At 57.0% G+C, this 26190-nt stretch carries 26 protein-coding genes; 12 read left to right on the top strand and 14 right to left on the bottom strand.

Going from position 1 to position 26190, the window contains the following annotated elements:
- Nucleotides 1-21 precede the first annotated feature (21 nt).
- Entirely contained in the window at nucleotides 22-342 is a 321-nt protein-coding gene (clpS, locus tag DXXMK7_RS09325) for an ATP-dependent Clp protease adapter ClpS (RefSeq protein WP_033568380.1), read from the bottom strand.
- Between the two features lie 323 nt (nucleotides 343-665).
- Between clpS and cspD the strand changes: the two genes are divergently transcribed.
- Nucleotides 666-887: a cold shock-like protein CspD gene (gene cspD, locus DXXMK7_RS09320; protein ID WP_022633331.1), complete on the top strand. Its 222-nt coding sequence runs from the start codon at nucleotides 666-668 to the stop codon at nucleotides 885-887.
- A gap of 149 nt (nucleotides 888-1036) precedes the next feature.
- On the opposite strand, the gene DXXMK7_RS09315 is transcribed toward cspD, so the two are convergent.
- The gene (locus DXXMK7_RS09315; protein ID WP_038918853.1) at nucleotides 1037-2698 is read right to left on the bottom strand and encodes an ATP-dependent endonuclease; all 1662 of its coding nucleotides are present in this window, start codon (nucleotides 2696-2698) and stop codon (nucleotides 1037-1039) included.
- Between the two features lie 252 nt (nucleotides 2699-2950).
- Between DXXMK7_RS09315 and hcp the strand changes: the two genes are divergently transcribed.
- From hcp to DXXMK7_RS09300, 3 genes are all read left to right on the top strand, one after another.
- On the top strand, nucleotides 2951-4603 hold the full coding sequence (hcp, locus tag DXXMK7_RS09310) for a hydroxylamine reductase (protein ID WP_038918852.1): 1653 nt from the start codon (nucleotides 2951-2953) through the stop codon (nucleotides 4601-4603).
- A gap of 59 nt (nucleotides 4604-4662) precedes the next feature.
- A complete protein-coding gene (gene hcr, locus DXXMK7_RS09305; RefSeq protein ID WP_038920941.1) occupies nucleotides 4663-5670 on the top strand; it encodes an NADH oxidoreductase in 1008 nt (335 codons plus the stop codon).
- Between the two features lie 204 nt (nucleotides 5671-5874).
- Nucleotides 5875-7341 carry a DUF2867 domain-containing protein gene (locus DXXMK7_RS09300; protein ID WP_038918851.1) on the top strand — a complete coding sequence of 489 codons (1467 nt, stop codon included), beginning with the start codon at nucleotides 5875-5877 and terminating at the stop codon, nucleotides 7339-7341.
- 38 nt (nucleotides 7342-7379) lie between these two features.
- Here the strand turns inward: DXXMK7_RS09300 and DXXMK7_RS09295 are convergent, their stop codons facing one another.
- On the bottom strand, nucleotides 7380-8261 hold the full coding sequence (locus tag DXXMK7_RS09295; RefSeq protein ID WP_049842550.1) for an N-acetylmuramoyl-L-alanine amidase: 882 nt from the start codon (nucleotides 8259-8261) through the stop codon (nucleotides 7380-7382).
- A complete protein-coding gene (locus DXXMK7_RS09290) occupies nucleotides 8258-8584 on the bottom strand; it encodes a heavy metal-binding domain-containing protein (protein ID WP_038918849.1) in 327 nt (108 codons plus the stop codon). The genes DXXMK7_RS09295 and DXXMK7_RS09290 overlap by 4 nt, the downstream gene beginning before the upstream one ends.
- 352 nt (nucleotides 8585-8936) lie before the next feature.
- Here DXXMK7_RS09290 and artP point away from each other — a divergent pair, with 352 nt between their 5' ends.
- The 6 genes from artP (at nucleotide 8937) to DXXMK7_RS09260 (ending at nucleotide 14224) form a co-directional block, all read left to right on the top strand.
- On the top strand, nucleotides 8937-9665 hold the full coding sequence (gene artP / locus DXXMK7_RS09285; RefSeq protein WP_162942926.1) for an arginine ABC transporter ATP-binding protein ArtP: 729 nt from the start codon (nucleotides 8937-8939) through the stop codon (nucleotides 9663-9665).
- Between the two features lie 17 nt (nucleotides 9666-9682).
- Nucleotides 9683-10414, top strand: coding sequence for an arginine ABC transporter substrate-binding protein (gene artJ, locus DXXMK7_RS09280; RefSeq protein ID WP_038918848.1), 732 nt, complete (start codon nucleotides 9683-9685; stop codon nucleotides 10412-10414).
- Between the two features lie 15 nt (nucleotides 10415-10429).
- Entirely contained in the window at nucleotides 10430-11146 is a 717-nt protein-coding gene (gene artQ / locus DXXMK7_RS09275; protein WP_038918847.1) for an arginine ABC transporter permease ArtQ, read from the top strand.
- The gene (artM, locus tag DXXMK7_RS09270; RefSeq protein ID WP_038659391.1) at nucleotides 11146-11817 is read left to right on the top strand and encodes an arginine ABC transporter permease ArtM; all 672 of its coding nucleotides are present in this window, start codon (nucleotides 11146-11148) and stop codon (nucleotides 11815-11817) included. The genes artQ and artM overlap by 1 nt, the downstream gene beginning before the upstream one ends.
- 264 nt (nucleotides 11818-12081) lie before the next feature.
- Entirely contained in the window at nucleotides 12082-12831 is a 750-nt protein-coding gene (locus DXXMK7_RS09265; RefSeq protein WP_038918846.1) for an arginine ABC transporter substrate-binding protein, read from the top strand.
- A gap of 199 nt (nucleotides 12832-13030) precedes the next feature.
- Nucleotides 13031-14224, top strand: a complete 1194-nt coding sequence (locus DXXMK7_RS09260) for an MFS transporter (protein ID WP_038918845.1) — start codon at nucleotides 13031-13033, stop codon at nucleotides 14222-14224.
- A gap of 28 nt (nucleotides 14225-14252) precedes the next feature.
- Here the strand turns inward: DXXMK7_RS09260 and rlmC are convergent, their stop codons facing one another.
- The 9 genes from rlmC to nfsA all read right to left on the bottom strand — a co-directional run bounded on the left by rlmC (nucleotide 14253) and on the right by nfsA (nucleotide 22825).
- Nucleotides 14253-15383 carry a 23S rRNA (uracil(747)-C(5))-methyltransferase RlmC gene (rlmC, locus tag DXXMK7_RS09255; RefSeq protein WP_038918844.1) on the bottom strand — a complete coding sequence of 377 codons (1131 nt, stop codon included), beginning with the start codon at nucleotides 15381-15383 and terminating at the stop codon, nucleotides 14253-14255.
- 65 nt (nucleotides 15384-15448) lie between these two features.
- The gene (locus DXXMK7_RS09250; RefSeq protein ID WP_231348863.1) at nucleotides 15449-15865 is read right to left on the bottom strand and encodes a YbjO family protein; all 417 of its coding nucleotides are present in this window, start codon (nucleotides 15863-15865) and stop codon (nucleotides 15449-15451) included.
- A gap of 146 nt (nucleotides 15866-16011) precedes the next feature.
- Entirely contained in the window at nucleotides 16012-16857 is an 846-nt protein-coding gene (gene potI, locus DXXMK7_RS09245; protein WP_038918842.1) for a putrescine ABC transporter permease PotI, read from the bottom strand.
- Nucleotides 16854-17813 carry a putrescine ABC transporter permease PotH gene (potH, locus tag DXXMK7_RS09240; RefSeq protein WP_038918841.1) on the bottom strand — a complete coding sequence of 320 codons (960 nt, stop codon included), beginning with the start codon at nucleotides 17811-17813 and terminating at the stop codon, nucleotides 16854-16856. The genes potI and potH overlap by 4 nt, the downstream gene beginning before the upstream one ends.
- A 14-nt stretch (nucleotides 17814-17827) precedes the next feature.
- On the bottom strand, nucleotides 17828-18961 hold the full coding sequence (gene potG / locus DXXMK7_RS09235) for a putrescine ABC transporter ATP-binding subunit PotG (protein ID WP_038918840.1): 1134 nt from the start codon (nucleotides 18959-18961) through the stop codon (nucleotides 17828-17830).
- A 123-nt stretch (nucleotides 18962-19084) separates the two neighbouring features.
- On the bottom strand, nucleotides 19085-20194 hold the full coding sequence (gene potF / locus DXXMK7_RS09230; RefSeq protein WP_038918839.1) for a spermidine/putrescine ABC transporter substrate-binding protein PotF: 1110 nt from the start codon (nucleotides 20192-20194) through the stop codon (nucleotides 19085-19087).
- Nucleotides 20195-20578: 384 nt separating this feature from the next.
- Nucleotides 20579-21058 carry a YbjN domain-containing protein gene (locus DXXMK7_RS09225; RefSeq protein WP_033568365.1) on the bottom strand — a complete coding sequence of 160 codons (480 nt, stop codon included), beginning with the start codon at nucleotides 21056-21058 and terminating at the stop codon, nucleotides 20579-20581.
- A 129-nt stretch (nucleotides 21059-21187) separates the two neighbouring features.
- Nucleotides 21188-22090 (bottom strand): 30S ribosomal protein S6--L-glutamate ligase, encoded by a 903-nt coding sequence (rimK, locus tag DXXMK7_RS09220; protein WP_038918838.1) that lies wholly within the window; start codon nucleotides 22088-22090, stop codon nucleotides 21188-21190.
- 12 nt (nucleotides 22091-22102) lie between these two features.
- Nucleotides 22103-22825: an oxygen-insensitive NADPH nitroreductase gene (gene nfsA / locus DXXMK7_RS09215; protein WP_038918837.1), complete on the bottom strand. Its 723-nt coding sequence runs from the start codon at nucleotides 22823-22825 to the stop codon at nucleotides 22103-22105.
- A 503-nt stretch (nucleotides 22826-23328) separates the two neighbouring features.
- Between nfsA and DXXMK7_RS09210 the strand changes: the two genes are divergently transcribed.
- A complete protein-coding gene (locus tag DXXMK7_RS09210; protein WP_012770093.1) occupies nucleotides 23329-23586 on the top strand; it encodes a GrxA family glutaredoxin in 258 nt (85 codons plus the stop codon).
- A 136-nt stretch (nucleotides 23587-23722) separates the two neighbouring features.
- Here DXXMK7_RS09210 and DXXMK7_RS09205 read toward each other — a convergent pair whose 3' ends face one another.
- A complete protein-coding gene (locus DXXMK7_RS09205) occupies nucleotides 23723-24097 on the bottom strand; it encodes an inner membrane protein YbjM (RefSeq protein WP_038920938.1) in 375 nt (124 codons plus the stop codon).
- Between the two features lie 345 nt (nucleotides 24098-24442).
- Here DXXMK7_RS09205 and DXXMK7_RS09200 point away from each other — a divergent pair, with 345 nt between their 5' ends.
- Nucleotides 24443-26131 carry an aspartate:alanine antiporter gene (locus tag DXXMK7_RS09200; RefSeq protein WP_038918836.1) on the top strand — a complete coding sequence of 563 codons (1689 nt, stop codon included), beginning with the start codon at nucleotides 24443-24445 and terminating at the stop codon, nucleotides 26129-26131.
- Nucleotides 26132-26190: the final 59 nt, after the last annotated feature.

Here is a 26190-nt window from a genome sequence, read left to right as displayed (position 1 = left end):
TCCCCCAATAAATTGCCCTATTCAGGCTTTTTCCAGCGTACAAAGCAATGGATGCTCGTTCTCCCGGGCATAACGGTTCACCTGCGCCACCTTGGTCTCGGCTACCTCGGCGCTGTAGACGCCGCAGATGGCCTTGCCCTGATAGTGAACCGTAAGCATCAGTTGCGTTGCACGTTCAATATCATAAGAAAAGAACTTTTGCAGAACGTCAATAACAAATTCCATCGGCGTGTAATCATCGTTGTTAAGTATCACTTTATACATCGATGGAGGCTGCAAGGCTTCAGTATAATGCTCTTTGGTCAGGTCGTCGGTCTGCGCCCCGGTGCTATGATTTCCCATCTTCTACCCAAATCAGTTCTGATACTTATCCGCTGGCTGTCTTCACAGCAGCATGCCTGATTTTTATTGTATCACCGCCCGGTCAAAATCGCTCAGACCCCAAAAACGCATCCCTCTTGATATTAACGGCAATAAAACCCGACGATAGCGTTATCTGTATCAAATTTTCACAAACCTGCGGCAAAGTGTCGGATTCGGGTGCTTGACGGCAAGGGCGATTTCACTAGAGTGTAGAGTTGAATTGATGTCGTTTTAATCAATTTGGTTTTGCCTTAACCCAATAACCTCACCTTAGAGAACACTCTAGCGAAGGATGAAGATTCATGGAGACAGGTACTGTTAAATGGTTCAATAACGCCAAAGGCTTTGGCTTTATTTGTCCCGAGAGCGGCGGTGAAGATATCTTCGCCCACTATTCAACCATTCAGATGGACGGCTACAGGACGCTGAAAGCAGGTCAGGTGGTGCAATTCACTGTACACCAGGGACCCAAAGGAAATCACGCCAGTCTGATCGTGCCGGTAGTCGGCGAAACGGTCGCCTGAATGTTCACCCCACGCTTTCCGGTCTTTCTCCTTTAATTCCTGTGACCAGGTCAAACGAGTCCAATGCCGGTCGCAAAGCGGCCGGCATTCTTTATGCTCTCTTCACATGCGCTCTACACGCGACAGGCTCGTTCAGCCGGATAACACGCCTAATCCGCCCGCCCGCGCGCCAGCCACAAGACCCGTGAAAACATGCTGCGGATCAGCGGCGGGATGGCCGATTCCCCCTGAGACGCCGCTTCCAGCGCCACTTCAATCGCCAGATCCGGTTTTGAGGTACGGTGAATCGCCTTGGTGATGACTTTCGCCGCCGACAGCGGCACCGGTTCCGGCAACTGCGCAACCCGGTGATAGACCTGACTAAAGCCGTTGCGATACATGAAATGCTCCATATCCAGCGCCGGCAGCACGGTCAAATGGTCGCGTTCGGACTCACTCTGCGATTGCAGCAGGCTACGAACCGTGGCGGCGTATTTTTTCCCGGCGTCATCGCCATCCACCAGCACATGCCATTCGATACCCATCCGATAGGCGAACTTCAGCAGCGGTTTTAACCCCACCTGCGCAAACTCGATCACCCTCACGCCTTCCGCCTCGAAGTGATGACCGCACTGACGCGCCAGTTCACTGAGCATCCAGACTTCGGTTTCGCCCTCCACCAACAGCCAGCAGCGCGCGAATAACGACGCCGGGCGATTAAACCGAATGTGAAAGGTAATGCGGCGGCTATCTTCCTGCGTCATGCCCTGACGGCCGATACGGTAGGTCGCGACCTTCGCCGATTCTCGCACCAGACGGCAAACCTGTTCTACCGGCACCAGCGACAGCAGTTCACCGGAATTGGTGGTGGTGATTTTTTGCAGCGGCAACTGCGTCAGCAGCCCCCATGCCACAGACAGCATAATCGGATGCAGCCGGGTTTCCGGGTCTTCAATCAGCAGCAGCGGCCGGGCATGCGGATCAAGCGCCGTGGACCCTTTGGCCTGCAGCAGGGTGGAAAACAGCTCCAGCAGAATAATACGACGGCTGCGACTATTGGGGCCGGAAATCATGCGATTGATGTTATCCAGCGAGCGCCATGCCCGGCCATTGCCCGCACGGGCATGGCGATGGTGACGCCGATCGTTCGGGTCCGCGCCCTGCTCGGAAAAATAGTGCTCGACCAGTTGGCGCATCGCCACCAGACCTTGTCGCAGTTCCTGATTAGTCAACCGGTTGGGATTTTGCGCCAGTTCGCGCACCAGCGTCTCAAACTGGCGCGATAGCCGATCGTTATCATCGATTTGCGGCATCAACGAGCCGGTGCGAAAACGGCGAATAAAGCGGGCGTCACGCAGCCGCAACACCGGATGCAGACGAATCACTTCGCTGGCCAGCCAGTCGATATTGTCCAGCGGCAATGCCTGACCATTGGCATCAAGAAAACTGCGCCAGGTAAAGATCGCCTGGCTTTCATCCATTTCCCCTTCCAGCCGATAGAAAATGCGATGCAATCGCCCTTCGCCCTTGATCCATACCGACGACAATGAACGATAGCGAGGGGCCAGATGGTGACCGGGCGCAGATTCGCAAAACGTGAAGATCACCTGCAGATGACGCTCGCGGCTGGTTTCGTTGCCCGGCGTAAAATGAAAGTCCTGCAGATCAAAGTGATAAAGCGGTGGTGACGGCGTCAGCAGCAGCGACAGCGCATCCAACAAGCTGGACTTGCCCCAGGCGTTTTCGCCGATCAGCACGGTATTATCATCCAGCATCAGCGACAGTCGGTTAATACCACGGAATCCAAGAATCTCGACTCTTTCCAGATACATCCGTGCCTCCTGTTCTGTGGTCTTCTAACGAGAATGACGATAAAAGCGCGGCAGGGTCAAGCCCTATGCCTCGGATCTGCCTCGCGACGCATAAAAATGCCCGGCAGATGCGAGTGATTGTCATCCACAAGTAAAAATTGCGCTAAATCAACTTCACCTTAAATTGCCTATAAAAGATCTTTTTAGACACCGGCAAACCGTTCTATGCTTTTAAACAAGCATTATAAATGCAACTTTAAAAAGGAAGTCATTATGTATTGTGTGCAATGTGAACAGACCATCCGAACCCCGGCCGGCAATGGCTGCGCTTACGCGCAAGGCATGTGCGGCAAGACCGCCGAAACCTCTGACCTGCAAGACCTGCTGGTCGCCGTTCTTCAGGGGCTGTCCGCCTGGGCGCTGCAGGCGCGCGCATTGGGCATCATTGACCATGAGATCGACAATTTTACGCCCCGCGCTTTCTTCGCCACCCTGACCAACGTGAATTTTGATTCGCCGCGTATCATCGGCTACGCCCGTGAAGCGATTAGCCTGCGTCAGGGGCTGGCCGCCCGTTGCCGGCTGCTGGACGCCGCCATCGCGGTCGATCATCCGATGGCGGAACTGCAACTGGCGGGCGACGATATCCCGACGCTGCTGCAACAGGCGGCGATGTTCGCGCTGAACAAAGATAAAGCCGCTATCGGCGAGGATATTCACGGGTTACGTATGCTGTGCCTGTATGGCCTGAAAGGCGCGGCCGCCTATATGGAACATGCCCACGTGCTGGGTCAGTACGATGACGCGCTGTACGCCGATTTCCATGCGTTTATGGCCTGGCTCGGCACCGAGCCCACCGATGTCGACACCCTGCTCGGCAACGCGCTGGCTATCGGCAAAATGAATTTCGGCGTAATGGCGATCCTGGATCAGGGAGAAACCTCCGCCTACGGTCATCCGCAGCCGACTCAGGTTAACGTACGCCCGGTGGCGGGCAAGGCGATTCTGATTTCCGGCCATGACCTGAAAGACCTGCGTATGTTGCTGGAACAGACCGAAGGCACCGGCATCAATATCTATACCCACGGCGAAATGCTGCCGGCGCACGGCTATCCGGAACTGAAGAAATTTTCCCACCTGGTCGGCAACTACGGCAGCGGCTGGCAGAATCAGCAAAGCGAATTCGCTAAATTCCCTGGCCCGATCCTGATGACCTCCAACTGCATCATCGACCCCAACGTAGGCCAGTATACCGACCGTATCTGGACCCGCAGCATCGTCGGCTGGCCGGGCGCGCAGCACCTCGAAGGCGATGATTTCAGCGCGGTGATCGCTCAGGCGCAGCAACTGCCGGGGTTCCCGTACAGCGAAATCGAGCACCTGATTACCGTCGGTTTTGGTCGCCAGACCCTGTTGAGCGCCGCCGATACCGTGATTGATCTGGTCGCCAGCAAGAAACTGCGTCACGTATTTCTGGTCGGCGGTTGCGACGGCAGCCGCACCGAACGCAGCTACTACACCGATTTCGCGCTCAACGTCCCGCAAGACTGCCTGATCATGACGCTGGCGTGCGGTAAATATCGTTTCAATAAACTGGATTTCGGCACGCTGGAAGGCTTGCCGCGTCTGCTGGATGTCGGCCAGTGCAACGATGCGTACGCCGCCATCATGCTGGCGGTCAATCTGGCGGAAAAACTGGGCTGCGGCGTCAACGACCTGCCGCTGAGTCTGGTACTGTCCTGGTTTGAACAGAAAGCCATCGTCATTCTGCTGACGCTGCTGGCGCTGGGTGTGAAAAATATTTATACCGGCCCGACCGCCCCTGGCTTCCTGACCCCGTCGCTGCTGGCGATCCTGAACGAGAAGTTCGGCATGCGCGCCATCACCACCGTGGAGCAGGACCTCAAAGACATCCTCGCCGCCTGATTTTTCGTTGACCTTCGCCTTCCGCCGACGCATGGCGGAAGGCTGTTATGGAGACCGCCATGACCATGCCTACTCCGCAGTGCCCCAACCGCATGCAGGTGCACTCTCTTCATCAGGAAACGCCGGATGTGTGGACGCTTTCCCTGATCAGCCATGACTTTTACCCCTGGCAACCCGGCCAGTATGCGCTGGTCAGCATCGCCAACAGCAGTGAAACGCTGCGCGCTTATACCCTGTCCTCCTCGCCCGGACTGAGCCCGTTTATCACCTTCACGGTACGCCGACTGGAAAACGGCGTCGGCTCGCGCTGGCTGACCGAACAGGTGAAGCCCGGCGATTATTTGTGGATCTCCGATGCGCAGGGCGAATTCAGCTGCACCCGTGCCGTCAGCGATCGTTACCTGATGCTGGCGGCAGGCTGCGGCGTTACGCCGATCATGTCGATGACACGCTGGCTGCTGGCCAATCGCCCGCACACGGATATTCAGGTCATCTTCAATGTGCGCTCGCCGCAGCACGTGATTTTTGCCGACGAATGGCAAACACTCCGCCAGCGCTACCCACAGCAACTGCAACTGACCCTGATGGCGGAACAGCAGGCTGAAACCGGTTTTCTCAGCGGTCGCCTCACTGAGTCGGTCCTGTCGCAACAGGTGCCGGATATCGCCAATCGCACCGTGATGACCTGCGGCCCGCAACCCTATATGCAGCAGGTGGAAACCTTCTGTCTACAGGCCGGCGTCCCACGCGAGCGCATCTTCAAAGAGCAGTTCGGCGCGCCGGAAGCCGCCGTGGATGATGATGGCGAACAACTCACCATGACCATCCGCCATTCGTTGCAACAGCTGAAAGCTCCGATCGGCATCAGCCTGCTGGCAGCGTTGGAAAGCCACCAGTTACCGGTAAACGCCGCCTGTCGCGCCGGGGTATGCGGTAGCTGCAAGACCCGGATTCTCAGCGGCAGCTACACTACCACCAGCACCATGACGCTGACGCCTGACGAAATTGAAAACGGGTATGTGCTGGCCTGTAGTTGCCAGTTACAAGGCGATGTCGAACTGGTCTGATTTTTTCGCTCGCTCTTGCCATACGGCTGACATCACGCTCTGGATCCACCCCGCACTTTCGTTAAGAAACCGTTAAGGCGGGGTTTTTCCCCTTCCTGCTTCCGGCTATATTAGGTTGTATTGATATCGTATTGCGGGTGTGAACATCGACAGGGACACCGCTGCAGTTTCAATCGCGCTGTTGTGGCAGGAGCAAACACCATCATGACCATCAGACCCGCCCCGATTCTGATCCTTGGCGCCAGTGGCTACATTGGCCGTCACCTCCTCACGCGTCTCAGCCAGCAAGGTCAATCGGTGATTGCCGCTTCGCGTCACATCGACTCGCTGGCGGCACTAAACCTTCCCGGCATACGCTGTGAATACGTTGATCTGATGAAGCCATACACGCTGCCGGAAGGGTTATGGCAGGCAGACACCCTCTACTATCTGGCGCACAGCATGGGTGATGGCGCCGATTTTCTGGAGCGGGAATATCAATCGGCGCAAAATCTGCGTCAGGTGCTGCGCACCAGCCGGATTCGACAGATAATCTATCTCGGTTCAGCGCAGGCTGAATGCCATCCCTCCATTCATATGCAGGCGCGCAAACTGACCGGCGACATTCTGCGCAGCAGCGGCATTCCGGTCACCGAGTTGCGCGCCGGCATTATCGTCGGCCCCGGTTCCGCTGCATTCGAAATCCTGCGCGATATGGTGAACAATTTACCGGTGCTGACGCCGCCGCGCTGGGTGCGCTCGAAATCCGCGCCGATTGCGCTGGAAAATCTGCTCACCTACCTGACGGAACTGCGACACTACCCTGCGGAACGTCATCGGGTTTTCGATGCCGCCGGGCCGGAATACCTTAGCTATCAGACCCTGTTCGAACGGTTTATTCGTATTACCGGCAAACGTCGCCTGTTGTTGCCGATTCCGGTGCCGACCGGGTTGATATCGGCCTGGTTTCTGAACATGGTGACCTCAGTTCCCGGCTCTACCGCCCGGGCGCTGGTACAGGGGTTGCGACACGATCTGCCGATGGACGACGGCGAACTGCGTCGCCTGATTCCCCAGCGGCTGATCGGGTTTGATGAAGCGGTGCGGGCTACGCTGGCCGATGAAAAAGCGGCGGCGCAACATCCGGACTGGGGATATGACCCCGATGTTTTAGCTCGCTGGCAACCCAATTACGCGTTCTACCCCAAACAGGCGGGTTACAGCCACAAAACCGGTGCCAGCAGCCAGGCATTGTGGCAGGTGATCCAGCAAGTCGGAGGCCGGGAAGGCTACTTTTACGCCAACCTGCTGTGGGCTATCCGCGCTCGAATAGATGATTTATGCGGTAATCAGGTGATTTACCGCCGACCGGAGCGGGCGGAATTAAGGGAAGGCGACTTCGTCAACGGCTGGAAGGTCATCCGGGTCAGGCCTCATCAGCAGTTGGTGCTGCTGTTTGGCATGAAAGCGCCCGGACTGGGGCGTCTGGTCTTCTCCATTGACGATCGTGGCGCGTATCGGGTGCTGGATGTTCGTGCCTGGTGGCACCCCGCCGGCAGCAGCGGGCTGGGTTACTGGTTCCTGATGATGCCTGCGCATCTGTTTGTGTTTCGCGGCATGGCGCGCCGTATCGCCGTACTGGCGCAGGAGGCCGAACAGCGGGACATCGTTCGCCTCCCCCACAGCGATTAAGCCGCCAATCTTCCTGCCGCGACCAACGGAGACGCAGGTTATCGCCCAGACCCCGCGCCGCTGCGGGGCGCGGCGCCGTACTTCTCCAGCAGCGCATCGGCGATCGCTTCGGTTTCCGCATCCGCCTCACCATCATAGCGCTGCTGCCGGAAGTGCATCTGGAATGCCGCCACCACCTGTTGCTGCTGGCGCGCGCTCATGTTCGGGTTGACCTCATAACCATAACGCGCCAGTTTCTCCAGCAGCGCCTGTCTGTCCACCGGCGTATATTCCTGCCGTCCTCTCAGATAGAAATGCACCCGTTGCGGCTCCGGCCAGGCGCCGATACCCGCCATCGCCAGTTGATGCCAGGGAAACAGCGGCCCCGGGTCGACTTTGCGCTGGGGAGCAATATCGCTGTGCCCCACCACATCCTGCGGCGCAATATGGTGACGGGCGATGATGTCCCGGGCAAGATGGGTCACCAGCGTGATCTGTTGCGGGGTATAAGGCTGCCACCAGCGGGTACCGGACGCAGTTTGCCGCCAGCCGGGGTTTTCCTGTTCGATGCCGATCGACGTGGCGTTCAACTGACTGTAACCGCGCCAGTAACTGGCGCCTGCATGCCAGGCCGCCTGCGACTCCGGCACCAGCTTCCACGCCACCGGCTTGCCATTAACCTGCGGCGGATAAGCCGGCACCAGATAATGCGCGCTGACATGTTCGGCGGTGAGTTTTTCCAGCGAACTGCCTAAATCTTCGGCCGTATAGTGAAATACCAGAAAGCGGACCCGCTCCCCCCGGCTGACAGCCGGAGACGACTGATCCAACTGGTAATCGCCCTCATCGACATAGCGTTCGCGGCTCTGACAGCCTGCCAGCAACGTTAGCGCCACCAACGCCACACTCCGCCATGACAACCCAATGCACCTGCAGGTCATGACCGGCGAACCACCACCGCAGTACCGCTGACGGACACCATCAGCATGCTGGCGTCCTTACCCACGGTTTCATAATCAATGTCGATGCCAACTACGGCATTCGCGCCCAGCTCCTGCGCCTGCTGCTGCATTTCGCGAAATGCTATCTGCCGGGCGTTGCGTAACTCTTTTTCATAGGCGCCGGAACGGCCGCCGACGATATCGCGGATACCGGCGAAGAAATCCCGAAAGATATTGGCGCCAAGGATGGCTTCGCCCGTCACCACGCCGCAGTAGTTTTCAATGACGTGCCCTTCCAGGGTTGGTGTGGTGGATAATTGCATCATGCCTCCTCGTCTCAGATATTCGGCCGTTGGATCGACTGCACATTCTCACAGCCTTCTTACGCTTTTATAGCAATTTCTGCCACTAAAAGACTTTTTCACAACACAGAAGTCATCAATCGCGCTTTTTAGCAACGTAGCTCGCTACAGCCGGGGTTGGTTATGGCTGAGGATTGTCCGCTACAAGTCGGCTATCGCCCTGACAAATCCGCCTGCCGCCGCGGCAAAGCACGATTTTGTGCTAAAATATCGACAATAAGTCGTGTATTTGCAAATTTTAACCCACGACGATTGCATAACTATTCTGCCGAGGCTACCATTTGCGGCATCAATGTCTATTCAATTCTTGCGCATGAGTATTCAACTAAACAGCATTAACTGTTTCTATGGCGCACACCAGGCGCTGTTCGATGTCACCCTTGATTGTCCATCCGGAGAAACGCTGGTGTTGCTGGGTCCCAGCGGGGCCGGTAAAAGTTCGTTATTGCGGGTGCTGAACCTGCTGGAAACGCCCCGTTCCGGTACGCTCAACATCGGCGGCAATACCTTCGATTTCAGCCAGACGCCCGGCGAAAACGCCATTCGCGAACTGCGCCGCAATGTCGGCATGGTGTTCCAGCAGTACAATTTGTGGCCGCACCTCACCGTGCAGCAGAATCTGGTCGAAGCGCCCTGCCGCGTGCTGGGGCTGGGTCGTCAGGAAGCGCGGGAACGGGCGGACAAACTGTTGAGCCGTCTGCGACTGAACGACTTCGCCGATCGCTACCCGTTACATCTCTCCGGCGGCCAGCAGCAGCGTGTCGCCATCGCCCGCGCGCTGATGATGGAGCCGCAGGTGCTGCTGTTTGACGAGCCGACCGCGGCTCTCGATCCGGAAATCACCGCTCAGGTCGTCAGCATTATTCAGGAACTGAGCGAAACCGGCATCACCCAGGTGATCGTCACCCACGAAGTCGATTTCGCACGTAAAACCGCCAGCCGCGTGGTGTACATGGAAAACGGCCGCATCGTGGAACAAGGCGACGCCTCGCATTTTACCCAACCCCAAACACCGGAATTTGCTGGCTATTTATCTCACTGATAGATAAGGATAATAAGATGAAAAAATTGCTCGTTGCCGCCCTGCTCGGCGGGTTAAGCCTTTCCGCTGGCGCAGCCGAAACTATCCGTTTTGCCACTGAAGCGTCCTATCCTCCGTTTGAGTCGGTGGACGCCAGCAACCAGATCGTCGGGTTCGATATCGACCTGGCCAACGCGCTGTGCAAACAGATTCAGGCCACCTGTACTTTCAGCAATCAGGCATTCGACAGTCTGATCCCCGGTCTGAAATTCCGCCGTTACGATGCGGTGATCGCCGGTATGGATATCACGCCGGAACGCCAGCAGCAGGTGACCTTCACCCAGCCGTACTATGAAAACTCGGCGCTGTTCATCGCCCAGAAAGGCAAACTGGCCGATATCGCCGCGCTGAACGGCAAGCGTGTCGGGGTACAGAACGGCACCACCCACCAGAAATTCCTGCTGGACAAGCATAAAGACATCACCGTGGTACCGTACGACAGCTACCAGAACGCGGTGCTGGACCTGAAAAACGGTCGTCTGGACGCCGTCTTCGGCGACACCGCCGTCGTGAACGAGTGGCTGAAACAGAACGAGAATCTGGCGTCGGTGGGCGACAAGGTTACCGATAAAGACTACTTTGGCATCGGCCTGGGGATTGCCGTTCGTCAGAACAACGACGAGCTGGTGAAGAAATTCAACGATGCTCTGAACAAGATCAAGCAGGATGGCACCTACCAGACCATCTACAAGAAATGGTTCCAGCAGTAAGCCGACTAAGACTCAATGACTGAATTCCAACCTCTTGCAAGCGCCGCCGGGATGACCGTCGGCCTTGCCGTTTGCGCCCTGGTGCTGGGGCTGCTGTTGGCGATGCTGTTTGCCCTGTGGGAAACGGCGCGCTGGAAAGCCGTCAGCGCCTGCGGCACCGCTGTCGTCACCCTGCTGCGCGGCCTGCCGGAAATTCTGGTGGTGCTGTTTATCTATTTTGGTTCGTCGCAGTTGCTGCTGATGCTGTCCGATGGCTTCACGCTTAATCTCGGTCTGGCGCAGGTGCCGGTCAAACTGAATATCGATAACTTCGAAGTCAGCCCGTTTCTGTGCGGCGTCATTGCGCTGTCGCTGCTGTATGCCGCCTATGCGTCTCAGACGCTGCGTGGCGCGCTGAAAGCGGTGCCGCGCGGCCAATGGGAGTCCGGGCAGGCGCTGGGAATGAGCAAAAGCGTGATTTTCCGCCGGCTGATCATGCCGCAAATGTGGCGTCACGCGCTGCCGGGGCTCGGCAACCAGTGGCTGGTGCTGCTGAAAGATACCGCGCTGGTATCGCTGATCAGCGTCAACGACCTGATGCTGCAAACCAAAAGCATCGCCACCCGTACTCAGGAACCCTTTACCTGGTACATGATTGCGGCGGCGATCTATCTGGTGATTACCCTATTGAGTCAGGCGATCCTGAACAGGATTGAAGCACGCGCCACGCGCTTTGAACGGAGGCCGTCCTGATGCTGGGCTACATTCCTGAACTGCTGAAAGGGCTGCACACCAGCCTCTGGTTGACTCTGGCCGCGCTGCTGCTGGCGTTGCTGCTGTCGCTATTGCTGACGGTGATCCTGACGCTGAAAACCCCGGTAGCGTCGCAGATAGCCAAAGGCTACATCACATTGTTCACCGGTACTCCGCTGCTGGTGCAGATTTTCCTGATTTACTACGGTCCCGGTCAGTTCGCTTCGATCCGCCAGACCGACTGGTTGTGGAATCTGCTGTCTCAGCCGTGGTTGTGTGCGGTCAGCGCGCTGGCGCTTAACAGCGCGGCTTATACCACTCAGCTGTTCTACGGCGCGGTGCGAGCTATTCCGTCCGGACAGTGGCAATCCTGCGCCGCGCTGGGCATGAATCAACGCCAGACGCTGCGCATCCTGCTGCCGTTTGCGTTCAAGCGCGCGCTCTCTTCGTACTCCAACGAAGTGGTGCTGGTGTTCAAAGGCACCTCGCTGGCGTACACCATTACGCTGATGGAAGTGATGGGCTACGGCCAGCTGCTGTACGGCCGCACCTATGATGTGCTGGTGTTTGGCGCGGCGGGTATCGTCTACCTGTGCGTCAATGGCTTGCTGACGTTGCTGATGCGTCTGGTCGAACGGCGCGCCTTGCGTTTCGAACAGCGCAATACCTGAACCATCAGTGAACGTAACCTAATGACTGATTACGCCGGCTTTCATGCCGGCGTTTTTTATGCATATCATCCAGCCTTCCATCGATTTAAATCTGCTTTATTTTTATTCAATTACCACAGGTACGCTTTATCACCATTGCCACACCGCAAATTAAAATGAATTTATAATCATATTATTTGCATATAAATACATTTAATGGCATGGTGTCGTCATCCTTTTCAACGACCATCACGTTGATAAACATAAATTAAGCTGGAGTACTCCATGAAGAAGCTCGTCCTTGCCGCACTGCTGGCCAGCACCACCTTTAGCACCATGATCTTTAACGCCACGGCGGCTGATACCATCCGCTTCGCCGCGTCGGCGACGTATCCGCCGTTCGAATCGTTGGATGCCGGCAACCAGATCGTCGGGTTTGATATCGATCTCGCCAACGCGCTATGCAAACAATTGCAGGCTACCTGCACCTTCACCAATCAGGCGTTCGACAGCCTGATTCCGGCGTTGAAATTCCGCCGTTATGACGCCGTTATTTCCGGTATGGACATCACGCCGGAGCGCAGCAAGCAAGTGGCGTTTACCCAGCCTTACTACGCCAATTCGGCGATCGTCATCGCTCAGAAAGGCAAATTCCATACGCTGGCGGATCTGAAGGGCAAACGTATCGGCATGGAAAACGGCACCACACACCAGAAATTCCTGCAGGACAAACATCCTGAAGTGAAAACCGTCCCGTACGACAGTTACCAGAATGCGCTGATCGACCTGAAAAACGGTCGTCTGGACGGCGTGTTCGGCGATACCGCGGTGGTGAACGAATGGCTGAAAACCAACCCGGACCTCGCCACCGTGGGCGAGAAAGTCACCGATCCCGCTTACTTCGGCATCGGGCTGGGTATTGCGGTGCGCCCGGACAATCAGGCGCTGCTGGAAAAATTGAACAGCGCGCTGAACGCCATCAAAGCCGACGGCACCTACAAGGCCATCAACGATAAGTGGTTCCCGCAGCAGTAATCCCGCTCTTGTTTTTATAATGCTGTTTTTATGACGCTGTTTTTATAACGTTGCTTTCACGCTGCCGGTTGCCGCCGGTAGCGTGCCGCGCCAGCCATCGATTCGCACCCGCCTTGCATTTTGTACTTATCAAATCCCCTGCGGATTGATTTAATAGCGTTTTCTCTTTACCGGGTCATCACCTCCAGGCAGGAAATCGATGTCGCTGGATTTTTCAACATTGAAACGCATCCCGAAAGGGGTATGGGTATTGGGCGGCGTCAGTCTGTTGATGGACATTTCGTCGGAAATGATCCACAGCCTGCTGCCGTTATTCATGACGACGGTCCTCGGCGCCAGCGTGGTCTTGATCGGTTTGATTGAAGGGCTGGCGGAAGCGACCGCGCTGATCATCAAAGTGTTCTCCGGCGCGCTCAGCGATTACCTCGGCAAACGCAAAGGGCTGGCGCTGCTAGGATATGGTCTGGGTGCCGTCAGCAAGCCGTTGTTTGCGCTTGCGACCTCATCCGGTCTGGTGCTGGGCGCCCGCCTGCTCGACCGGGTAGGCAAAGGCATTCGCGGCGCGCCGCGCGATGCGCTGGTCGCGGACGTCACGCCGCCCGATATTCGAGGCGCGGCGTTTGGCCTGCGTCAGTCGCTGGACACCATCGGCGCCTTCGCCGGTCCGCTGCTGGCGGTCGTGCTGATGTTGCTGTGGCAGGACGATTTTCGCGCTATCTTCTGGGTGGCGTTCATCCCCGGCGCCCTGGCGATCACGCTGTTGTTTTTCGGCTTGCGCGAGCCGGAACGGAGCAATGCTGCCAAACGCACCAACCCGATCCGGCGCGATAACCTGAAACGGCTATCCGCCCGGTATTGGTGGGTGGTCGGTCTGGGGGCGGTATTTACGCTGGCGCGTTTCAGCGAAGCCTTCTTGGTGCTGCGCGCACAGCAGGTAGAGATTCCCGTAGCGCTGATTCCGCTGGTGATGGTGGCGATGAATCTGGTTTATGCCTGTTCCGCCTATCCCTTCGGCAAACTTTCCGACCGGATGGATCATCATCGTCTGCTGAAAATGGGCCTGCTGGTGCTGATTGCCGCCGATGTGGCGCTCGCCATCAGCCAGCACTGGCTCGGCGTGATCATCGGCGTCGCGTTATGGGGCGTACACATGGGAATGACGCAGGGGTTGCTGGCTGCGATGGTGGCTGATACCGCACCGGCGGACCTGCGCGGGACCGCCTACGGCGTCTTCAACCTGATAAGCGGCGTAGCACTGCTGCTGGCCAGTCTGAGCGCCGGGATTCTGTGGGACGTCTGGGGCGCGGCGTCCACCTTTTACGCCGGCGCGCTGATCTGCCTGGTCACGCTGGCCGGCATGGCGCTGATGCCGCGCTCGCTGTTATCACGTTAAACAGTCATCACGTTAAACCGTCATCGCGTTAAACGCGTCGTTGCAGCAGCGCCAGCACCTCGTAATGCGCGGTGTGCGGGAACATATCGAACAGTTGCGCCTGCTGTATCTGGTACGCCGGCAGGCGCGCAATGTCTCTCGCCATGCTCTCGGCATTGCAGCTGGAGTACAACAGATACGGCGGCGCCATGCGGCTCAGGTAATCGCACAATTCAGCGCCGATACCGCGCCGGGGCGGGTTGACGATCACCAGATCCGGCGTCTGGGTCTCGCCAACGGCAAAGCGGGTGGAATCAAGCGCGGCAAAACTGACCTCTGTCAGCCCCAGCTGCGCCGCCGAACGACGGGCGCAGGCGATGGCTTCCTGGCTGATCTCAATGCCGGTGAGCGGCGTATCAGGGCTGGCGCAATGCAGGCCGAATCCGCCCACGCCACAAAACAGATCCCACAGGCTGCGCACCGGCAACGCCGATACCCACTGCCGGGCGGTGTCATACAACGCCGCCGCCACCTGCGGGTTGGTCTGGAAGAAACTTTGCGGTCGGATATACAGCGGCACCTGATTAAAACGCTCTTCCAGCGCCTGCGCTTCCGTCAGCGGAATCTCCTGCTCTCCTTCCAGTATCGCCTGATGAACCGGCTGAATATTCGCCGATATCACCGCCAGCTGCGGCAACTGCTGTTGCAGCCAGGGCAACGCGGCGCGCAATTGCGCCAGCTTGGTTTCGGATCGCAACACAAAGCGCAGCATGAAGCGGCCGCTCAGAGTGCTTTGCGTCAACAACAGGTATTTCAGTTCTCCCCGACGCCGGGCGACGTTATAAGGAGTTAAGCCGGCACGGGCGATGAGCACTTTCAGTATAGCGAACACCGGCGCAAAGCTGTCGGGATACAGCGGACAGTCGCAGAGATCCACCGCCGAACCGTCACGGTGCAGCATCCCCAACAGCGGGCGTTCCACACTGCCGCTGACCACCATCTTGGCTTTATTGCGAAAAGCGACTTCCGCCGAGGTCACCGGCGTCAGCCATTGTTGAACCGGATGGGCGGACAGCAATCCGATCAGGTGTTGCTGCTTATCGCTCATCTGCTGCGGATAGGCGATTTCCAGCCATTGGCAGGAACGGCACGAACCGTCGTTATAGCGGGCACATTGCATGGAAAATCTGAAATCTGTCGTCAACATCAAAAGGGGGCTGATTGTATCACCCCCGTGCGGGAAAGTTAGGGATGGCGCGTAAAAAAACGCTGGCTGCGTCGGGGCAGGAACAGGAGCAAAATCAGCAAAAAATCCGGCAACCGCTGCATCAGCAGATGGTTAAGGATTTCACCGACGCCGTCGCCATTGATATGAAAGATCGGCGGCAGAAACTCCACCAGCGATGCGGTCAGCATGTAAACCGTCACCAGGCACTGGGTCAACAGGAAGCACCAGCGCCCCCAGTTCAACCCGCTGAGCACCGCAAACCCGCAGCGGATTTCAAGGCAAACCACCAACAGCGCAGCCAGCAGCACCAGCGTGCTGTCCCACTGTTTAGCGCTGCTGCTGAGCCAGCCGCCAAAACCGCTCAGACCCAGCTCGCTGATGGTCAGGACGATACCCAGACAGCGGGTGGCGATAATCGCCGACCCCGCCACCATGATGGCGACCGGAGCGAATATCCCCCGCCGCAGCAGCTCCCGCTTACCGTACAGTATGATTGCGTTCCCCCTGAAATCACCGCGCCACCAGAAAGTATGGCGGCGCGGCGAGAATTGGCAAATACAGGGCGGAAACGACGTGGCCGTCAGCCGCGTCTCGCTTTTTGCAAATCGCGCTGGCGCTGTTTTTCCGCCCGAGCCATAAACCACCAGGCAATCAAACCGATAATGCCTACCACCAACAATATCAGGGATGCCAGTGCGTTAATCTGCGGGTTAACGCCCATTCTTACGCTGGAAAAGACCAGCATTGGCAAGGTGGTGGCGCCGGGACCGGAGACAAAGCTGGCAATCACCAGATCATCCAGCGACAGCGTAAAGGCCAGCAGCCAGCCGGAAACCAGCGCGGGTGCTATCATCGGCACGGTAATGATGAAGAACACTTTCAGCGGCGTCGCGCCCAGATCCATCGCGGCTTCTTCAATCGAGTGATCCAGTTCGCGCAGGCGGGCGCTGATGACCACGGTGACATACGCCGAGCAGAAGGTGACGTGCGCCAGCCAGATGGTCAGCATGCCGCGCTCGGCCGGCCAACCGATGGCCTGCGCCAGCGACACAAACAGCAGCAGCAGCGACAGCCCGGTGATCACGTCCGGCATCACCAGCGGCGCGGTCAGCATAAATGCGAAGCCGTTGGATCCGCGGAAATTGCCGAAACGCACCATCACCACCGCCGCCAGCGTTCCCAGCACCACCGCCATCGTGGCCGACGCCGCCGCGATGGTCAGACTGAGCGCCACCGCGCTGATCATGGCTGAATCCTCGAACAGCGCGCTGTACCACTGCGTGGACCAGCCGGCCCACACCGTCACCAGGCGGGAACTGTTGAAGGAATAAACCACCAGCATCAGCATCGGCGCATACAGGAAGCTATATCCCAGCACCAGAATCAGTGTCCGCCACGGCGAACGCACGACCGGTAAATTGTTCATGCCTGATCCTCCGCGGCTTTATTCTGATGTTTATGGAACCAGATGATCGGAACAATCAGCAGGAACAGCATTACCATCGCCACCGCCGACGCCACCGGCCAGTCGCGGTTATTGAAGAATTCCTGCCACAGGATACGACCGATCATGATGCTATCCGGCCCACCCAGCAGCTCAGGAATCACGTACTCGCCGACGGTGGGAATAAACACCAGCATCGACCCGGCGATGATGCCGCCTTTAGTGAGCGGCACAATAACGCTGAAGAAGGTTCTTACCGGGCGCGCGCCCAAATCCAGCGACGCTTCCACCAGCGAATAATCGAGGCGGGTCAGCGCGGTATAAATCGGCAGCACCATGAACGGCAAATAGGAATAGACCACGCCGATATACACCGCCAGATTGGTATGCAGAATCACCAGCGGCTGATCGATAACGCCCAGCCACATCAGGAAATTATTCAGGATACCGTTATCTTTCAGAATGCCCATCCAGGCGTACACGCGGATCAGGAACGACGTCCATGACGGCAGGATCACCAGCAGCAACAGAATGTTGCGGGTAGACGACTTGCTGTGCGCCACCGCCCAGGCCATCGGATACCCCACCACCAGACAGCACAAGGTGGAAATCGCCGCCACTTTCAGCGACTGCAGGTAAGCGTCGATATACAACGGGTCGGACAGCAGTTGCAGGTAGTTGCCGATATTCAGGCTGATTTGCAGCCGGTTCTCCGCCCACTCCAGCAGATCGGTATAAGGCGGCACGGTACGCGCCATTTCCGCGAAGCTGATCTTGAATACGATCAGGAACGGCAGCATAAACAGGCACAATAACCACAGATACGGCAGCGCGATCACCAGCTTGCGGCCATGCGCCAGACGCAGCCGCGCCAGCGTGGCGCGCAACGGGCTCATCGGCTGGCCCGGCGGTTCATGTTGTTCAGATAACATCGCCATTGCGTCTTCCCCCGTTATACCGTCAACACCACACAGCTGTCCGCATCCCAACACAGGCGGACTTCATCCCCCCAGGTCGGCGAGCCTTTGCGGAACCGGTCGGCGTTTTGCAACTGGGCGCTGATGATCTGACTGCTGTTCAGCCGGACATGGTAAATAGAGAGATCGCCCAGATAAGCGATGTGCACCACTTCGCCCACGGCGAAGTTGCAGCCGTCGGCCGGTACCTCGTCGCACAGCATGATTTTTTCCGGACGCAGCGCGATGTACACCGGCACGCCGTCCACCACCGAGACATCGGAGTTGACCTTCAGCGGATGCACCAGCCCCGGACTCTGCACAATCAGCGCATCGTCCTGGCGCTCTTTCAGCAATCCTTCGAACATATTGACCGACCCGATGAACTCGGCGCTAAACCGGCTGTTCGGGTTTTCGTAGATCTCTTCCGGCTCGCCAATCTGCACGAATTTACCGCGGTTCATGATGGCGATACGGCCCGCCATGGTCATGGCTTCTTCCTGATCGTGCGTCACCATCACGCAGGTCACCCCTACCCGCTCCAGAATGTCGACCACTTCCAGTTGCATACGGTCACGCAGTTTTTTATCCAGCGCGCCCATCGGTTCGTCCAGCAGCAGCAGTTTGGGACGCTTGGCCAGACTGCGCGCCAGCGCCACGCGTTGACGCTGCCCGCCGGAAAGCTGATGCGGTTTGCGTCCGGCAAATTCCTGCATGTGCACCAGCGTCAGCATCTCTTCCACGCGATCTTTGATTTCGCCGCGCGACAGCTTGTCCTGTTTCAGGCCAAAGGCGATATTCTTCTCCACCGTCATGTGCGGGAACAGCGCGTAAGACTGAAACATCATATTGATCGGGCGCTGGTAAGGCGGCACCAGAGACAGGTCCTGCCCGTCCAGCACAATCTGCCCCTGGGTAGGCTGTTCAAAACCCGCCAGCATGCGCAACAGCGTGGATTTACCACACCCCGAGGCGCCCAGCAGGGCAAAAATCTCGCCTTTATAGATGGTCAGGCTGACATCATCAACCGCGAACTGGCCGTCATAGGATTTCGTCAGGTTGCGCACTTCCAGCAACGGCGTGGCCGCTTTCTGAGGTTTGGGCTGGGGGCGGGGAATCGCTTCGTTCACTTAATATTGCTCTCCGGCAGAAGCAGAACAAAGTCGCAGCCACATGACTGCGACACAAATACAAATAGCACAAACAGGCGGGGTTGAGCCGCCTGTTGCATGAAGTGGAATCAAGGGTGGCGGTTATTTCCCGCTTTTCACCTTGGTCCACGAACGCGTAATCACGCGATCGATTTTCGGTGACTGTACCTTGAGCGTAAACAGCTTGGCACGAATATCCGCAGGCGGATAAATGTTCGGGTTGTTACGCACGTCGTCTTTCACCAGCGCGGTCGCTTCCTTGTTAGGGTTGGCGTAATACACATGGTTACTGACGTTGGCAATCACTTCCGGTTTCAGCAGATAGTTGAGGAACTGATAGGCTGAATCCAGGTTTTTGGCGTCTTTCGGAATCGCGAACACGTCAAAGAACGCCAGCGCCCCTTCCTTCGGAATGCTGTAGCTGATGTTCACGCCGTTTTTCGCTTCTTTCGCCCGGTTGGCCGCCTGCATGACGTCGCCGGCCCAGCCGATAGCCACGCAAATATCGCCATTCGCCAAATCGTTGATGTACTGGGACGAGTGGAAATAACGCACGCTCGGACGCAGTTTCAACAGCAGGTCGGTCGCGTCTTTGGTGTAATCGGACTCATTGGTGCTGTTCGGGTTTTTGCCCTGGTAGTTGAGCACCGTGGCATAAATTTCAGCCGGCGCGTCGAGGAAGGAAACGCCGCAGCTCTTCAGCTTTTCCAGGTTTTCCGGTTTCAGCACCAGATCCCAGCTGTTGACCGGCGCATCTTTGCCCAGTACCGCTTTTACCTTATCCACGTTGTAGCCAATACCGGTGGTGGCCCACAGATACGGCACCGCATATTTATGGCCCGGATCGTGTTCCTCGATCAGCTTCATCAGCTCGGGATCAAGATTTTTGTAGTTCGGCAGCTTGCTCTTATCCAGCGGCTGGAAGACACCGGCACTGATCTGGCGCCCCAGGAAGCTGGCGGAAGGCACCACCAGGTCGAACCCCGTGCTGCCGGCCATCAGTTTGCCTTCCAGCACTTCGTTGGAGTCAAACACGTCATACACTACTTTAATACCGCTCTCTTTCTGGAAATTCTCCAGCGTGTCCGGCGCGATATAATCAGACCAGTTATAGACGTGCAGCGTTTTCTCTTCCGCAGATGCGGTGACGGACGCGGCCATCATTAAGCCGGCTAAAACACCCGAAAGCCATTTTTTACGTTGGGTGAACATCCGTTCCTTCCTCCATACCAGGGGGTAAATATAGGGGGGTGAATGTACGGTGCCCGGAAACAACACCGCTCTTTGTTTCTCCGGGCTCAGAATGACGGCGCGATGAATGGCTATGCACCCGCTTTTTTCATCGTTAACACACAACCAACCGCGACGTTATTACCTGAACCATACAGAAATAAAGCATAACCGCACTGTTACGCCCGTACCATACCGGAACACAAAAAACAGGTTTTATCGATTATTTATTCACAATTTATCTATGTGCTGCGTCCTGAAACGATAAACGCAGAAAAACATCTGGCTTAGACAGTAAAAAACCGCATTAAATGCGGTTCGCAAAAATAAGAAAAGCTGATGGTCGGCTATTGATACATAACGCGATCAGTGCAGGCTTGAGGTATTAAAACGCTCAGCAGGGCTCTCTTCCTCATCTCCCAAAAACAGCAGATTATTGGCGCTGGCTTCCATGATCACCATGGAGATCTGCTCCTCAGCCTGCTGCATGAAATGGCGGAACTGTTCCAGCGTGATGCCGGCGCCGGCGCTGAATGTCTGGCAGACGATCAATTTAGGCAGGTTGTCGTCCTGAATATCGAGAAACGCCTTGGCGGTTAATGAACTGGCGTTGATCTGGCTTAGATTGCCCACCAGCGGAATCAAGGCGGTCGGTTTCACTTCCGCCAGCGCGGAGAACAGGATGACGCTGTCGGCCATATCGACCTTGGCGTCGAACACGCCGTCAAAATTCTGCATGTGCGGCAGATGCAAGGCCTGGCAGGAGTCGCACTCGAAGTAAATGATGCCCAGTTGATCCAGCCACCGCCGAAGCAAATTCAAATCAGGGACGATGATTGAATCCATCTGACCGCCTCATATTTCATGGATGATAAAAAACCCTGACCTACGCAATGCCTAACCCAGGAATAGAGGGCCAATCCTCGCTGACTGACCACGACGGCGCGCCCAAAAGACTGCGTCCGCGCCGGGCATTCACCCTGCCCTGACTGAACGGGATGTCGCACGGTGATGGTGTTCAATGTATTCGATCATCATCCCTGCGATATCCAGCCCGGTGGCGGTTTCAATCCCTTCCAGCCCGGGCGAAGCGTTGACCTCCATGACCAGAGGCCCGCGCGCCGACCGCAGTATATCAACACCCGCCACATTGAGTCCTAATGTTTTTGCGGCCTTGACCGCAATTGCGCGCTCCTGCGGCGTGATCCGCACCCGGCTGGCTGACCCGCCCCGATGCAGGTTGGAGCGAAAATCACCCGGTTTGGCCTGTCGTTCGATCGCCGCCACTACCCGTTCGCCGACCACCAGACAGCGAATATCCTTGCCGTGAGCTTCACGGACATATTCCTGTACCAGAATGTGGGCGTTGAGGCCACGAAAGGCATCAATGACGCTTTCCGCCGCCTGATGAGTTTCCGCCAGCACCACCCCGATTCCCTGCGTGCCCTCCACCAGTTTCACCACCAGCGGCGCGCCGCCGACCATCTTGATCAGGTCGGCGGTATCGTCCGGCGAGTGCGCAAAGCCGGTAATCGGCAAATCGATGCCCTGACGGGCCAGCAATTGCAGCGAATGCAGTTTGTCGCGGGCGCGAATCACCGACATGGCGTTATTCAGCACGACGCTGCCCAGCATCTCAAACTGGCGCAACACAGCCGTACCGTAAAAGGTAATCGCTGCGCCGATACGCGGAATCACCGCGTCATAATGGTCCAGTTGGCGCCCCCGATAATGAACGGACGGCGCGGCCGAGTTAATGTTCATATAGCACGACAGCGGATTGATCACCTCAATGCTGTGCTGCCGCTCCTCCGCCGCTTCGCATAGCCGCTTGCAGGAATAGAGAGAACCGTCCTGCGACAGAATGGCGATTTTCATAGCGCTCCGGTGCTATCGGGTGGCCCAGCCCTGCTGTCGCAGGTAGTCCAGCATGAACGGACGACGTTCCTTGCTCAGGGTGCGTCGGATTTGGTCGCTCCAGCTTTCCATACGCTGATTGCTGTCGCGGTGACGATAATACTCGACGATATGCTGGTCATATTCCGCCAGCACGGCGTGATCCAGCGGCTGATAGCGGTTCTCATGCACCACCAGCGCCGCCGGCAAACGCGGTTTGAGATCAGGCTGCGTGGCCGGATACCCCAGACACAGCCCAAACAGCGGCAATACCTGTTGCGGCAACGCCAGCAACCGGGTTACTTCGGCGATCTGGTTGCGCACGCCGCCAATGAAGACGCCGCCCAATCCCAGCGATTCGGCTGCCACCAGCGCATTCTGCCCCATCAGCGCGGTATCGACGCAGCCGAGCAACAACTGTTCCGCCAGCCCCAATTCAGCTTGCGGATAAATCTGCTGATGACGATGAAAATCGGCGCAGAACACCCAGAACTCCGCCGCCTGTCCGACCCAGGGCTGTTCGCCGGTCAGATGCACCAGATGCGAGCGTAATGTGGGATCGGTAATGCGGATAATCGAACTGCATTGCAGGAAACTGGAGGTGGACGCACTCTGTGCAGCGGCGATGATGGCATTGCGCTGCTCATCGCTGAGCGGCTGGTCGGTAAACGATCGGATGGAGCGGTGCTGGCGTAACAGTGAAATGGTTGGCGTCACGTTGAATATCCCTGAAACACAATGTTGAGATGACACAACGCCGGCTGCGCTTTCCGGCGCGAAACACAGGCAGACAAGCGCGGTACCCGGCGTGCTGCCATCCGGCGTCGCCGTTCTGTTGATAAAACGACCATTCCGCGGCGTCCTGCACTGATTTAGCGCCGACAAGCTGGGGCTGGTTCGCCGCAGCCGTCACGCATCATGAACAGGAACAACCTGGATGCAACCTACCTTTCGGTATTAAGTGGCAAGTATATGTCAGACCGTCAGACAGACCAATGCCACCGGCGATTTTAGGCTATATCTGGCGTCGCACACGGTTGCAATAGATGACGCTAATCGTTATGACAGGCAATGACTACTTCAGATCGACCCTGATTGCAGGCATAGTAACGCAGTTGGCTACACTAAATAGTAACGCGGTTGACTAGAAACCGTTTACAACCTGGGTATCTCCCTGATTACAGGGAAACCCAGACAAAATTAGAACGTAAGGAGTTCACATGTACGCTGTTATTTTCGGTCGCCCCGGCTGTCCTTATTGTGTTCGCGCCAAAGAGCTGGCTGAGAAACTGACCGAAGAGCGTGACGATTTCAATTACCGTTACGTCGACATTCACGCGGAAGGCATCACCAAAGCCGACTTGTCCAAAACGGTAGGTAAACCGGTGGAAACCGTCCCGCAGATTTTCCTGGATGAAAAACACATTGGCGGCTGCACCGACTTCGAAGCCTACGCCAGAGAAAACCTGTTCCAGTAATCCCGGTTACCGGCAAAAAAAGGCGCCAGCGGCGCCTTTTTGTTTTTCTGCCATACGAGATGAGCACGTTGCCTCACGGCTATCTATGGCGTTGGGCAACGAACCGCTGACGAAAACCTCTCCGACTGAAACAGCTTTAGTGGAAATAGTGTCGGCTGACCGCTCGCAAAAACAGAAACACCAGCCCTCCCATCAGGCACCAGAATACCGCACTGCTGACATAAGCCAGCTCCTGCCAGAACGACAGGCTGGAAAACTGCCACAGTTGCAGCACCAGCAGGCAGATCGGCATCGCCACCAACGCCCCCATCAGGGGATAATGTAATCGCCGGTTGCGCGACAGATAGCTCGATACCATCCCCGGCAGCAAAAACAGCAACATTCCAGGGTCGCCCCGGAAACCGTCTTCCAGCGACGTGCCGACAATTCGCATTTTCTGACTTAGAAACACCAGCGTAAACAAGACAAAACAACTGACCACGCCCAACCAACCTCTGTTGTTGCCTGTCATGTGAGCCTCCCCGAAATAGACTAAAGCCGCGCATGACGAGCGACGATCGTCGCCCACAGCAATCATGCCGCGGCAGGTATCCCTGATGGGACGAAAAGCCAGCGATGAGATGATTTATCAGCATCATCAGCTGGTTGTCCGCTGGAGAAATCACTAAAATGGCGTTGCCATACCAGACGGTGCCGCCGCTGTTTCGGGGCATTGCCGGATAATGAATAACGGAGCCAAGCCTTCCTTATCATCATGTTGTCGTCCAGACATGGCCGGAACCCCTGCAATGGGGTAAATTTAGTCTAAATTATTTTTTATATCAATAATTTACCAGTAAACAACAAGTTACATTCCATGAATATAAACGTCGCTGATTTGTTAAACGGGAATTACATTCTGCTGCTGTTCGTGGTTCTCTGTTTAGGTCTTTGTCTGGGAAAATTGCGGCTCGGTTCGGTTCAACTCGGCAATTCCATTGGCGTTCTGGTGGTTTCGCTGTTGCTCGGGCAGCAGCATTTCGCCATCAACACCGACGCGCTCAACCTCGGTTTTATGCTGTTTATTTTCTGCGTCGGCGTGGAAGCCGGCCCCAACTTCTTCTCGATTTTTTTTCGCGACGGCAAAAATTACCTGATGCTGGCACTGGTCATGGTCAGCAGCGCATTGCTGATCGCTCTGGTGCTGGGCAAGGTATTCGGCTGGGGAATCGGCCTGACCGCCGGCATGCTGGCAGGCGCTATGACATCGACGCCGGTGCTGGTGGGTGCCGGGGATACGCTGCGCAACACCATCAGCCTCGGGCCGCAGTTAGCGATGACGCAGGAGCAACTGAGTCTGGGCTACGCGCTGACCTACCTGATCGGTCTGGTCAGCCTGATTTTCGGCGCCCGTTACCTGCCCAAACTGCAACATCAGGACCTGCCGACCAGCGCCCAGCAGATTGCCCGCGAACGTGGGCTGGACGCCGACAGTCAGCGCAAGATCTACCTGCCGATCATTCGCGCCTACCGGGTCGGGCCGGAGCTGGTGGCCTGGGCTGACGGCAAAAACCTGCGCGAACTGGGCATTTATCGTCAGACCGGTTGCTACATTGAACGCATCCGCCGCAATGGCATTCTGGCGACGCCGGATGGCGACGCCGTGCTGCAATTAGGCGATGAAATCGCGCTGGTGGGGTATCCGGACGCTCACGCCCGCCTCAACCCCAATTTCCGCGACGGCAAGGAAGTGTTTGAGCGCGACCTGCTGGATATGCGGATCGTGACCGAGGAAATCGTGGTGAAAAACCACAACGCCGTGGGCAAGCGCCTGAGCCAGTTGAAACTCACCGACCACGGTTGTTTCCTCAACCGCATCGTCCGCAGCCAGATTGAAATGCCGATCGACGACGGCGTGGTGCTGAACAAAGGGGACGTTTTGCAGGTCAGCGGCGATGCCCGTCGGGTGAAAAGCATCGCTGACCGCATCGGGTTTATTTCCATTCACAGCCAGGTCACCGACCTGCTGGCCTTCTGCGCCTTTTTCATCATCGGCATCATGGTGGGGCTAATCACCTTCCAGTTCCGCAATTTCTCCTTCGGCATCGGCAACGCGGCAGGCTTGCTGTTTTCCGGCATCATGCTCGGTTTTCTGCGCGCCAACCACCCGACGTTCGGTTACATCCCGCAGGGCGCGCTGAATATGGTAAAAGAGTTCGGCCTGATGGTCTTCATGGCCGGCGTCGGACTCAGCGCCGGCAGCACCATCAACCACAGCTTCGGCGACATCGGCATCCAGATGGTGCTATCCGGGCTGATCGTCAGCCTGTTGCCGGTGGTGATCTGTTTTCTGTTTGGCGCCTATGTGCTGCGCATGAACCGGGCGCTGCTGTTCGGCGCCATTATGGGCGCACGCACCTGCGCCCCGGCGATGGAGATCATCAGTGACGCCGCCCGCAGCAATATCCCGGCGTTGGGCTACGCCGGTACCTATGCCATCGCCAACGTATTGCTGACGCTGGCCGGGTCGTTGATTGTGATTATCTGGCCGCAACTGCCCGGCTGAGTCACTTTGTAAATCAACGTCAATTTTTTTTCGAATTACGCAGAACTTTTTTCCAGAGG

Origin of the sequence: Dickeya sp. MK7, from assembly GCF_000406305.1 — a bacterium.
GTDB classification, from domain to species: domain Bacteria; phylum Pseudomonadota; class Gammaproteobacteria; order Enterobacterales; family Enterobacteriaceae; genus Dickeya; species Dickeya fangzhongdai.
Note: the sequence above shows the minus strand (reverse complement) of the source record. Positions and strands in the feature narration are given on the sequence as shown.